Origin of the sequence: Anaerococcoides asporogena (assembly GCF_029590275.1) — a bacterium.
Lineage (GTDB): Bacteria > Bacillota > Clostridia > Clostridiales > Clostridiaceae > JG1575.
In genome coordinates this window covers 1397083-1408572 of sequence record NZ_CP120965.1, presented here as the reverse complement: position 1 = coordinate 1408572, position 11490 = coordinate 1397083, and the positions used below count along the sequence as shown (strand labels likewise).

10 protein-coding genes and 1 other RNA gene are annotated in these 11490 nt (G+C 47.8%); all 11 read right to left on the bottom strand.

The features are described from left to right. Nucleotide 1 precedes the first annotated feature (1 nt). Nucleotides 2–1681: a ComEC/Rec2 family competence protein gene (locus P6M73_RS06805; RefSeq protein WP_277855356.1), complete on the bottom strand. Its 1680-nt coding sequence runs from the start codon at nt 1679–1681 to the stop codon at nt 2–4. Then, nucleotides 1666–2229, bottom strand: a complete 564-nt coding sequence (locus P6M73_RS06800) for a sigma-70 family RNA polymerase sigma factor (RefSeq protein ID WP_277855355.1) — start codon at nt 2227–2229, stop codon at nt 1666–1668. The genes P6M73_RS06805 and P6M73_RS06800 overlap by 16 nt, the downstream gene beginning before the upstream one ends. Before the next feature lie 750 nt (nt 2230–2979). After that, on the bottom strand, nt 2980–3888 hold the full coding sequence (locus P6M73_RS06795; protein ID WP_277855354.1) for a TrmH family RNA methyltransferase: 909 nt from the start codon (nt 3886–3888) through the stop codon (nt 2980–2982). A 211-nt stretch (nt 3889–4099) separates the two neighbouring features. Then, entirely contained in the window at nt 4100–5533 is a 1434-nt protein-coding gene (locus P6M73_RS06790; protein ID WP_277855353.1) for a PcsB-like coiled-coil domain-containing protein, read from the bottom strand. Between the two features lie 384 nt (nt 5534–5917). Continuing rightward, nucleotides 5918–6385, bottom strand: a complete 468-nt coding sequence (gene msrA, locus P6M73_RS06785) for a peptide-methionine (S)-S-oxide reductase MsrA (protein ID WP_277855352.1) — start codon at nt 6383–6385, stop codon at nt 5918–5920. Between the two features lie 97 nt (nt 6386–6482). Continuing rightward, the gene (locus P6M73_RS06780) at nt 6483–7565 is read right to left on the bottom strand and encodes a DUF3810 domain-containing protein (protein WP_277855351.1); all 1083 of its coding nucleotides are present in this window, start codon (nt 7563–7565) and stop codon (nt 6483–6485) included. Continuing rightward, complete coding sequence (locus P6M73_RS06775) at nt 7562–7864, bottom strand: hypothetical protein (RefSeq protein ID WP_277855350.1); 303 nt, start codon at nt 7862–7864, stop codon at nt 7562–7564. The genes P6M73_RS06780 and P6M73_RS06775 overlap by 4 nt, the downstream gene beginning before the upstream one ends. A 514-nt stretch (nt 7865–8378) precedes the next feature. After that, nucleotides 8379–8721: RNase P RNA component class A (gene rnpB, locus P6M73_RS06770), an RNA gene on the bottom strand. Nucleotides 8722–8775: 54 nt separating this feature from the next. Continuing rightward, nucleotides 8776–9603 (bottom strand): Nif3-like dinuclear metal center hexameric protein, encoded by an 828-nt coding sequence (locus P6M73_RS06765; protein WP_277855349.1) that lies wholly within the window; start codon nt 9601–9603, stop codon nt 8776–8778. Further along, the gene (locus P6M73_RS06760) at nt 9588–10292 is read right to left on the bottom strand and encodes a tRNA (adenine(22)-N(1))-methyltransferase (RefSeq protein WP_277855348.1); all 705 of its coding nucleotides are present in this window, start codon (nt 10290–10292) and stop codon (nt 9588–9590) included. Before P6M73_RS06760 ends, P6M73_RS06765 begins: the two co-directional genes overlap by 16 nt. 259 nt (nt 10293–10551) lie before the next feature. Further along, nucleotides 10552–11427: a PH domain-containing protein gene (locus P6M73_RS06755; RefSeq protein ID WP_277855347.1), complete on the bottom strand. Its 876-nt coding sequence runs from the start codon at nt 11425–11427 to the stop codon at nt 10552–10554. Nucleotides 11428–11490 lie beyond the last annotated feature (63 nt).

The window sequence follows — 11490 nt, the reverse complement described above, 5'->3', positions numbered from 1 at the left end:
CTCACTTCAATCGGATCCACTGGTGAAAGATCCACAGGTATTCTTCATCTATTATATCAGATGATGGATCAGTGACCGGAACCAATGCTGTCTCATCGGCCGAAACCTGCGGAAAGACATCACCCGGCTCCAGGAGGATCGTCCCTGCCGACAGAGGCTCTTTCACCAGTATCACGCGCTCGCGGACTCTTTCCTTGAACATCTTGTCCGTCACAAACTCATACTGCCTCAGATCCTTCTGCAGCACGATTCTGGCCTGACCCATGGCCTGATGAAAAATAACTTTTGTTGTTCCCGGCAAAAAAGCCAGTACAAACAACAACCCGTAAAACAGAAGAAGCGCTGCCACGCGTCGCCTGGCGCTGATGCAGTATCGGCCGCTCAGGCATGAAAACACCACCAGCCATAAAAAGATATATGCCCCGCTCCAGGCAACCCTCAGACTGAGCCATTGGGACAGGATAAATTCCGAAAAGTTCATCAAACGGAGCAACACGCTCATCCCAATTCCGACCAGTCGACCAGGGAAATCGAAGGGCAGCAGAGTGACCGGAATCCCAAGGAACGATAGAATGCAGAAGATGCTGTACACCGGAACCAGCACCAGATTGGCCGGAAGCATCGCCAAATTGATGTCAAATGACATTCGAGACAGAATAGGGATGCAGGGAATCATGGCAGCTGCACTGAGCAGCAGTCCGTTCTTCAGACGGCCCTGTGGAAACCAGACGAACAGATGCTGCAAGGGGCGATTCAGACAGATCAATCCCAAAGTCGCGGCATATGTCAGCTGAAAACTGGTATCAAACAGCAGGTACGGCCGCAGGCTAAGCAGGATGAGACAAGAGAAAAGGAGCTGGTTGAATCCATCGCTGTCCCGCCGAACCATCCGGGCAGCAGTCTTGGAACCTTTCATAAGACAAGCCCGCCAGGCCGGAACACTGCCAATCAGACAGGCATAGAGCAAAATCAGCCAGAAACTTATGCGCTTTAGTCGAATTCGATCAAGCAGCATCTCCAGAAGGTTCACATGGAATCCAGAAATCGACAGGATGTGGATGATGCCAAGAAACTGGAGCGTGCTGCTGCGCTCCGACAGAAGCGGATCCTTGAGCCCAAGAACCAGCGAAGAAGCCAACGCTCCCTCCTCCGCACCAAAGGATGCCTTCATCCGATCAGACACACTGATTTTCCACTGATCAAACAGTCTGAGGAAGGAAAAACTATCAGGATCTGGCTCGATCCTGGCCGCCTCACATTCAAATAAAACTCCGGTTAACTGATAGGGCGTTTTATGAAAATGACCTTCCAGCGAACATACTTCCCCATGCTGCAGGGGGTCTTCGGATTTTTTACGTCTTTGCCGGACGGATACAATGCGGCCATGGTATTGAAAATAGTCCGTCATTCCCAGTGATCTGGTATATGTGCCTTCTATTTTATTAACATAATTATTATTACTATATACCTCAAGGTCCATTTGTTGATACATCCAGCTGGTTGTCATGCCCATGAGCAGCCCAACAATCATCAGGCAGAAAGAACCCTTCTTAGCGTTCATAACAGCCCAGACCAGGCCGAGAATCAGAAATAGGCCAAGAATCCATTCAATATTCGTACCAGCATAGGCGGTTATGATGCCACAAATTTGAGCGATGACCAGGATCAGTAAATCCCGCAATGCTTTTCCCCAAACAGCAGTCGCAGGCGGGTCTTCGCTCTTTTTTCCTCCCGACTGACATCGACCTGATGCATGCCCAGCAGCTTTCCGATGTCTGCCTGGGTCATGTCCATGTAATACCGGTATAATAAAACCAGACGCTGACGAGGAGTCACATGCTTCAGACATTTTCGAAGCGTTTCTCGGTTTACCACTTCATTTTCCAGTCGATCCGGGCTAAAGTCCCCCGAGACCGAACGGTGGACAAATTCCGCGATTTCTTCCGCCACCATATCAGAATCCTGACTTCCGAATAAGTCCGTATAGGTGGAATCCGTATGCATGATGGCATCCGCCAGCCGAACTATTTCACCATGGATATAGCGGTAGGCAAAGGTGCTGAACAACGTATTAAACTTGAAATCAAAGCGGTTAAGAGCCTTCATGAGGCCCAGGCACCCAGCCTGAAACAGATCATCCTTATTATCCTCATTCCGCAGCAGATAGCCAAACTCCCCCATGATTTTATAGATCATTCCCCGATTGTTCTCTAATAATTCGACTTTCATAGCCTCATTTCCCTCACGGATCTTTCGAATCAACTCTTCGTTTGTGAATTTCATCATTATCGGACAGCGCCCCATCCATCAGGGAACGGTTTGAGTTCATGATGGATGACTAAGTCCTTCTCCTTTCGCGTCAATGTGTCCTGTTGGTCATTTTTTCCTGGTAAGTGGTGATTTCATTTCGAGTCACTGTACAAGCATTTTGTATGGAAATTGTCTGCAACTTTCCAACCCAATCTCTTCAAAGGGCTGGCGCATTCCTTGGAAAAACGCTTAGTCTCCCTGAACCTGCTAAATGATCCTGTATAAAGCGACCAGCCTCTTTGAACTTCGAACCAGCCTCCGATAAAAGCAGAAGCCCACCCCATGCCGTTGAAGCCTATAGTCATTATCCGGGATTCTCGAGAAACTATAAAATTTTATGCGAGCAATCGACGAGCAGTCGCATAAATATACTTTTGGCTATCTGTTAAGAAACCATCGAAAAATCAGTGTATGTTATTTACGTATTATTCAATTGGGACACAGAGTGCATCAGTCCACACCTATTGTCGTTTTGAAGTTTTTAACCGCCTTTTCTTTCAACATTTTTCCATGATTCCAATTAGTGAACCCTTATAATGGTTATTTTTGAAATAGATGGAATATTCATTTCAGTTAAATGATTGTCGTTAAATTTTTGTTAATGCATTATGACGTATAAAAGCGGAAGTTATGCACCATTTTGCATAACTTCCGCTTTTATTTATTAGGCTACCCCATTATATGTTCACAACAGAAGCGTTTCAAAAACCCCTTGTTTTTCATTGCAGCTTCATACAGCAATATAGTAGTCGCAACACCAACATTCAGGGAGTCCATATCTCCCAGCATGGGGATCATCACATCCTCATGAGGCGCTTTGTAAAACCAGTCACTGATGCCATACTTTTCCGCGCCCATGACCAAGGCGACTTTGCCCACATAATCCAGGTCATAGTACTTATTCGGACTGTCTGTGTCTGCCAGTATGATTCGATATCCCCAGCTCAGGAGCTGGCGTATCAGTTCCGGTGGATCCGGAGCCTCAATCACCGGCACCTTGAAGACAGACCCCATACTGCTCCTCAGGAGTTTGGGATGGTTCAGACGCACTTTTCGATTGCTCAGAAAGACTCCCTGGGTACCAGTCGCCTCCGCGGAGCGAAGAATCGTTCCGACGTTTCCGGGGATTTCCAGACCATCCAGAACAAGAACCAGAGAGTTTTCTGCCGGTTCAAAGTTTGCCAGATCCATAAAGTTCAGGTAGAAAACACCCATGATGCCCTGGCCATTTTCAGTTTCCACCAATGTGCTGAACACTCGTTCAGAGATCAGGAATGTTTCTTCTGCCCGTTCGATGAACCAATGGATCAACTGCTGACTCTCAATAGTTTTCAGCTGGTCGGGACAGATCAGCAGGTACTTGATCGGAACTTCATATCTTTGTGCCAGATTCATGGCCCAGATACCGCCCAAAGCAGCCAGCCGCTCTGGATTTGGTTTTGTGTTCTTATTCAATGCCAGTACTTTATCAACGACCGGATGCTTTTTCCCGGCGTTTTTAATTTTTCCAGGATAACGCTCCCGGAACAAGACTTCTTTTTGCTGTGGATCCAGGGATCCGATATCATAAAAATTCATGTTTCGCTTCCTTCCGCTGTTCTTTCCATTCATTGACCTGACTAACCCATGCTGCAGAAGTCAGGCAAAGCCGGACTGACCTCCGTTGGGATCGGGAAAATACCAGCCAAAATCTTCCAAAGCCGCTATCATCGACTGAGCCAATTACAGTTTATCATATCTGTTTCTATTTCATTATATGAGAAAAACCGGATTTACATCCGGTTTTTCTCTATTTTACGATTCGACCCTTGGCTGTCTGACGGCCAAGATTTGAAATTCGAGCTTTATACTGGGTATTGGTTTCTCCCGATTTTCTGGGAATAAAGACATCCAGTCGATAACGGTTATAGAAGTGAGAACCGCCCCGGTCTTTCACGGTCATTGTCCCCCAGCCTTCCAGGTAAATTTTCGTGTAGAGCGGCCAGACATTGTTGGCAACCACTCCGTAAACCAATTTATCGCCTGTCGCCGTGATGGTCCAGCCGCCGTTTTCTTCGGGCAGGTCTGTGTAAAACGAGAGATAGAACGTCAGATTGTTCTCCGAGGAGGAACCTGAATTCTGATCGGCAATTTCTTTCGCCTGATCGGCGGCTTCCTTAACCTGAGCTTCTTCAGCGGCCAGTTTTTCAGCAGCGTCTTCCTGCTTGTCTTTTTCACTTTCCAACGCGTCCGCTCTGGCCTCAGCCTCCAGGCGTTCCTTTTCCTTCCGGGCAGCCTCTTCCTTGGCCTGTCTGGCTTCGTCCAGTTTCTTCTGACGCTCCAGTTCACGGGCTTTACGTTCGGCTTCTTCTTTTTCTCTGGCCAGTCGCTCCGCTTCTTCACGGGCTATTGCCAGCTTCTGTGACAGTTCCCTGCCTTGGGACTCAAGCTGTCTTCCCAGCTCCACAGCTTCTGCAGTAGAAACCTGCGCCTGGATGGTCTCAAGGATCGCCAGCGCGTCGTTAATCTCTTCTTCTGTGCTGTCCTTGGAATTCAGGATGCGCTGGATCTCTTCAAATAGTGCTACTTCCTGACTCATCAGCAATTCGCGCAGCTTTGACTTCTCCGTCTTCAGCGCATTCAGTTCCTGTTCCTGATCCTGTTTGTTTTGTGACAGCTGGTTCTGATTGTTTTTAAGATCCTGGGTAGCTGTTTCCAATCTCGTCCGAGTCTCTTCCAGTTGATTTCTCTTTTCTTCCAGTGTCCGCTTAAGTGCTTCGATGGAATCAATCAGCTCTTTATCGTGCCTGGCAATGTTATCCACCGCCTTGAATCGAAGCAGCAAATCAGACAGATTCCTGGCACCGAGGATTGTTCCTAAAACAGAGGTATTTCCATTCTTGTAAACTTCCCGCAGCCGTTTGCCATATAGTGCTTCTTTATCCGACAAGTCACCCTGGGCATCTTCAATTTCAAGATGAGTTGCCTCGATCTGTCCGTTTAATCCGGTGATGTCCTGTTCGTTCTTTGAAATGTTCTCGCCCACCATCGTAATGGCATCTGATAACTCCGTTATTTTATCTTCTTTCTGATGAATCGAATCCGTCATCGTCATGATCTGTTTCTTTGTCTGATCAATCGCTGATTCCGGTTCTGCTGATAGGGCCTGATAACCCGGAAATGAGGTTAACAGGATTCCGGCACCTAATGCCAGCGACAGTATTTTCATTTGGATTTTTTTCATATTTTTACCTCTCCATGCTGAAACCTTCTGCACAAGTTGTATCTTACGATTGAGTTGTGAAGTGAGTATAAAGCAGGCGAGCTCGTATTGACTCATAAACCTTCAGTCAGTCGATATCCTCTCTTCACATATCATTCAAATTCTAAGGGGTAAAGCTTTCAGGGCAAGGATCACTCAGCCATGAAAGCAAATCCATAATTTCAGACTTGTGTTTTCTTTGATTCAAAATGAAAAGAAAAAATCCGGGGAATTCCCCCGAATTTTTTCATCTTATTTTGTTGACTCTTATCCGTTGTACAATGAAACGTTGCCTTGGCAGTAGATACAGAGCTACATGAGTCAAGAAGATTTCATCTGAAACTATTCATCAGTCCGGATCTCTTTTTAGCTGTTCAAGTCAATATGACAGTAGCCGCCAGGATTTTTTTCGAGATAGTCCTGATGATAGGCTTCTGCCGGCCAAAAGTTTTCAAGGGGCATCACTTCCGTTACGATAGGTTTGGCATAGCTGCCCTGGATCGATTCAATGAAGCGGAGAATCAGCTTCTGATCATGCTCCGTCTCATAGTAAATCCCCGTGCGATATTGTGAACCAACATCATGTCCCTGACGGTTTATAATCGTGGGATCAATGATATGAAACAGCGTTTCAAGGACTTTGGTCAAATCTCCCTCATACATAATTTCAACTGCTTCGGCAGCTCCGGTTGTTCCGGTGCAAACCAGCTTGTAATCCGGCTGCTCTACTTTGGAGTTCACATAGCCAACCGTTGAGTCGACTACAAACGATTTTTTCTTAAAGTAAGCTTCAACACCCCAAAAACATCCTCCGGCGACAATAATTCGATTCATCTCATGACTCCTTCTTAGTCTCAGCATGTGGTTAATAGAAAAACCCTCTTAAATATTAACATATTATTTAGTATGTAATTAAGTGATATGGAGTAAACTAGTTTCTGTTGTCTTTTTCCCAGAAATCCAATAGGAATGATACCATGTCTTCATAGCTTTGAACGCCAGTCTCCTGACCATTGCTCTTCAGGTACTGGTCATTCACCGCTTCAGCCTGCTCCTGGATCGGACCCTCAAACCGATCCCAATATGCATCATAGTCGGCCAGATCCAGTAGCATTCCCTCCGAGTATCTCTCATATACTTCCCGGGCAGCGGCTGGATCCTGTGCGGTCAGCCGGTTCATGGTATTGATCAGCGCCAGCATGGTTGATGAATAGCGCAGGGCCATGTCATCACTGGAACGCGAGGCAAAATAAGCCAGGAAATTCGCTTCCTCTTCCCGGGCAATGCCTTTCAGATGGGCCAGTTCATGGAGAATCGTCGAGGGAATTAGCAGCATCGGCTGATCCTTATTATAATTTGCTTCGCCGGTGTAGGGAAAAAAGATGCCTGAGATTCCCATCTGGCTGAACCAGCGACTGGTGGCGAGTGGTTTTACCCTTCCCTTTGGCTGAAGAAATGCCGGATAGTCCTCGGCCATCGTCTCATACGCAGCCAAACTGGCTTGGTGCAGATCCCCCGTATAATGGAACACTTCGGTATCCTTCAATCCCGTCAGAGCCCGTTCTGTTTTGGCCTGCTCAACCAGATCCAAGCCAAGCCGCTTCAGCTGGACAGCATCCCCTTGTACCGGAGATATGCCAACTGCGGCGGAAAGTCCCAAGGCCCGGTAATTGAATCCCCATATGAGCAGGAATCCGATCACAAGCAAGGCGATCAGATCTGTGATCCGGGTGAGAGCGCGAATGCGATCTGTCCCCTTCATGACTGAACGGATTCCTGACACGAAGAACATGATAAACAGGAGAACGATTCCCAGAACAAAGAATTCTGCCAGGGAAAAAGGCAGCCAGGATGTCAGGGCTGAGAGAACCAGCAGAATCGCTTTTGAGATACCATTCGTATAGTATGAATCAATTGCTCCATTGGCCCCAGTTCGTTGATAGACCGAAAAAAGAATCAGCGCAGCGAAAGGCAAAAAGATGCCCCTGGCCACGCTGCGAGCAATCGGCTTCATTGTTCCTGCAGAACCGAAAAGTCCGCCGCGATCGATTTGTCATAAAGAACCAGGGTATCGACGCCCTGGAAAAACTCCCTGAAATCCTCATAGGATTCGGCCTTTTCTTTGAATTCTCCAGACTTAATATACTCAGCCAGATGCACCGAATCGCACTTTTCCTTCAATTCTTCCAGTGAATCAAATGGGAGATCCATCACATCGTCTTTGTTAATAAAGGATAAGTAATAGCTGCGGTCGGTTTCCTGACCATCCTGGTCCATATCAATAAAAGCGGTATATTTTACAAGCATTCTCATTTTTTATCGCACCTCGTTCATTTTTATTCTGGTCAATCCTGCGCTGAAACTGTCTGAATGGCCTTCCAGTCTGCGCCCTTGCTGTACTCAAACGGACTGAAATCCCTGAGTAGAAGTTCAGGGGGATACCCATAGAGTCACTGACATATAGAGCAGGTAGAAGACTATACTGGAAAATAATCCAATCAGTACATAAAACAGACGTCTTTTAGGGGGCGGATCTTTCCGCGTTTCTGCTTGATTTTCCTTGTTCATTGTAATTCCTTTCGGTCTCTTGATCAGATCTTTCCTTTATTTTACTATAATCCAGGCTGAATGGTCCCATTCTCAGTTAAAAAAACGATGGAATCGGCTGGAGAACCGCCAATCTCCCTTTCCGGGAAGCCTGTTTCACGGGGCGCCAGTGCTGTTCTCACCGGAATTTCATTGAAAATTTTCTAAGAATCAAGAAAAAACGGATTGCAGAAGGGTTTCTTCTGCAATCCGTTTTCCTTGATCAGCTTACGCTGATTAAGTCCTGAGTAAGTCTGTAAGCCGAGTTCTGTATTTGATGATCATCTGTCTAGACCTGTGATTTCTCACAAGTTCAAGCGGCACACCCGGGGACGGAACGGGCCGCTCCATCTGTCCCCCTATTCGGCCTTGCACCAGGTGGGGTTTACATAGCCATAAAGTCGCCAATATGCTGGTGAGCTCTTACCTCGCCTTTCCACCCTTACTGACAAAATTGTCAGCGGTATCTCTCTGTTGCACTTTCCTTAAGGTCACCCTCACTGGGAGTTAACCAGCACCCTGCCCTGCGGAGCTCGGACTTTCCTCTTCTATTTTTCAATAGCAGCGATCATCTGGCTTACTCAGTACTCCTTATATTACCAAATATCCGAAGATAAATCAACCTTCGCCCCGTCTATTTAACCCTCTGCCATTTCTGGTTCGACCCCTGCTGATATGGTGCGGTAGGGATCACGGGCGGTACGGGAAATAATAAATTCCACATTCCCCAGCTCCTGTTGGGCGTGCTGGGCAACGTCCTGCATGATCAGTTGAAAGACTTTCCACTCCGATGCAAAATGCCCTGGATCAATGATGGCAATCCCCGCTTCTGCCGCGTCGAGCACTTCATGATATTTTGTGTCCGCGGTAATTACGCAGTCTGCTGCCTGAGCGGCTGCCTCCTGAATCATATCAGCCCCGCTGCCATTGATGACGGCTACCCGTCGAATTCGGGCAGAAGGATCCCCGCAAGTCCGGACTGAAGACAAGTCCAAAGCTCGTGCCGCGCGCAGCGAAAGCTCGCCCAGGGTCAGCCCCTCCACATCACAGATTCGCCCAATACCGGTTACTCCATCGGCACTGCTTAGTATCTTCCAGTCTGTAAAGCCTAACAGCTGCATCAGGCGATCATTCATTCCCTCCTTGGCCACATCCAGGTTGGTATGGGCGGAATACGCGCTGCGCCCGCTGCGAACCAGTTCCAGAATTTTCCGGCCGGCAAGGGTTTGTGGAGTAATGGAGTCCGGTCGCTGAAACAGAAGCGGATGGTGAGTCAGAACAAGCTGGGCACCCACCGTTTCAGCCTCCTGAAGCAGTTCCAGGGTAACGTCCATTCCGACCAGAACCCGCTCGATCATTTGGGACGGATCCCCTACTGCCAGACCAGGATTGTCCCAGGCTTCTTTCAAGTTCAGGGGTGCCATCGTCTCGATCAGGCCGATTAGATCCATTAGTTTGACAGCCATATCAGCACCTCCTCATAGCGATTTTTCTGATCATTCAATTCCTCAAATTTCTTTTGGGAAGAGGGATAGCTCAGATTCAATTTGGATTGGATCTGGGAAATCTCCTCCATCTTGGCGCGCAGGAACTCCGGCAGCAGCGGATGGTGTTCAGCTTTCAAAACAGGACTGATCAGGTGGTCAAAATCGGTCAGGTCACACAGACTGAGATCCGGCTGCGGAGACACCAGGAAATACTCGTAGAACCGCCCGTCACTTTCTCTCACCAAATCTTCACTTAGAATCCGGTAATCTCCGCTGTAAAGATATTTTCGGAGGACTTCCGGATTCTGAGCCGGCTGCAACACCAGAAAATCCAGCGCCTGAACCACCTCCGGGGAGTTCGCAAGGAGATCCTTGATCAGTTCTCCACCCATACCGGCCAGAACAGCTCCCTGGACTTCACCCGGTGACAGCACCGCCAGACCCGAACCCAGACGGAAATCCATCCGATCAATGCATCCTTGACCCTGAGCCGTTCTTTTCGCTTTATCCAGTGGCTTCTGATTGATGTCAGCAGCTATGGCCCGCTGCACCTTCCCCTGCAGCAGCAATTCACAGGGAACATAGCCATGGTCTGTTCCGATGTCAGCGATCACCGGACAGGCTGGTATTATTTCAACGATTTTTTGCAAACGCACAGATAATTTCATTCTATCTCTACTTTCAAGTGTATTTTAATTCATAAGTTAATCAGGGATTCATTCCAAGTCCCTGTTCTGCCGGTCAACCGTGAGCTCGACTCTGCCAGTTTGCTGTGTGCTCTGTTAGGCCAATCAACCGTGAGCTCAGCTCTTCCGGTTAGCTCTGAATCTGGTTATTTTAATTTTTGCTCTGTTTGCTGGATGAGCAGCCGTCACTTCGGTCGACCGCAGTTGAACAGACATTCAGCTGGTTTTCCGCAGACTCTCATTAGAAATTAAGCAGAATATTCAGGTGGGTGTTGATCTCCAGGAACAGCAATGTAACAACCATAGCCAACGGCACATACATAATCCGATAATAGAACTTGCCCTGAGAGGTGGAGAGCAGAACGACGATGCCATACGACATCAGATTCAGCAGTAAAACCAGCAGCCCTTTCGTAATGACGGTTTCCAGGTAGGCATTTTGAGTAATGTACCGGTTCATTCCCTGAGGAATCCAGGCCGGCAGGAGGTTCATCAGATACATCAGTACCGGCAGCAGCAGCAGGATGACCGTGAGCAGAATGCCGTACAGCATCAGCTGATTCAGCGGAGATCGTCCCTGATTGTCATCTGATTTCATATAGGATCGTTCATTCCCAAACATTTGGGGAATGCCCAGTTCTTTTAACTGTTCAATGAATTCGTCGGCCAGCTCCGGAGAAATACCGTAATTGCCCCGTTTCGTCTTCAGAAAAATCGCCTTCTTGGAAGAAGTGATAAACAAATCCGCAGAGTCGCCGTTGCTGTCCAACCCCTTCCCCAGAGCGAATCGAGCCGTGTGCAAACTGGCTCCCACATTTTCAAGCAAAGTGATTCGCCGGGACCAGCAGGTGATTTCACTGACCGGAATCCGGGTCCGTTTCATGTCAAAAGCTCCGGAAATTGCGAATTCCTCGGCCGATAAATGGAACTTCAGCGAGCCCAGAAGGATGAGAAAATATCCTCCATACAGATTTAGCAGGAGGAATAAAAAGACTAACAGTCCTTTGATGCTGACTGAATGGGCAATCAGGAACAGAGCGATGACGACCAGGTCAATAAACATGAGCCCCGCCGTGATAAAGATTCGTATATTGTTTTTCTCCGGTACGTATTCCATGGTGATCCCTCCGCTGTTCCATTATACCATTTCAGGCCGGGGTCCCTGCCCCGTCAATTGTTT

Coding starts and splice junctions, on each gene's coding strand:
- P6M73_RS06800 (WP_277855355.1), bottom strand. CDS start 2,229: ATGAAAGTCGAATTATTAGAGAACAATCGGGGAATGATCTATAAAATC.
- P6M73_RS06765 (WP_277855349.1), bottom strand. CDS start 9,603: ATGGCTGTCAAACTAATGGATCTAATCGGCCTGATCGAGACGATGGCA.
- P6M73_RS06780 (WP_277855351.1), bottom strand. CDS start 7,565: ATGAAGCCGATTGCTCGCAGCGTGGCCAGGGGCATCTTTTTGCCTTTC.
- P6M73_RS06755 (WP_277855347.1), bottom strand. CDS start 11,427: ATGGAATACGTACCGGAGAAAAACAATATACGAATCTTTATCACGGCG.
- P6M73_RS06760 (WP_277855348.1), bottom strand. CDS start 10,292: ATGAAATTATCTGTGCGTTTGCAAAAAATCGTTGAAATAATACCAGCC.
- msrA (WP_277855352.1), bottom strand. CDS start 6,385: ATGAATCGAATTATTGTCGCCGGAGGATGTTTTTGGGGTGTTGAAGCT.
- P6M73_RS06795 (WP_277855354.1), bottom strand. CDS start 3,888: ATGAATTTTTATGATATCGGATCCCTGGATCCACAGCAAAAAGAAGTC.
- P6M73_RS06775 (WP_277855350.1), bottom strand. CDS start 7,864: ATGAGAATGCTTGTAAAATATACCGCTTTTATTGATATGGACCAGGAT.
- P6M73_RS06790 (WP_277855353.1), bottom strand. CDS start 5,533: ATGAAAAAAATCCAAATGAAAATACTGTCGCTGGCATTAGGTGCCGGA.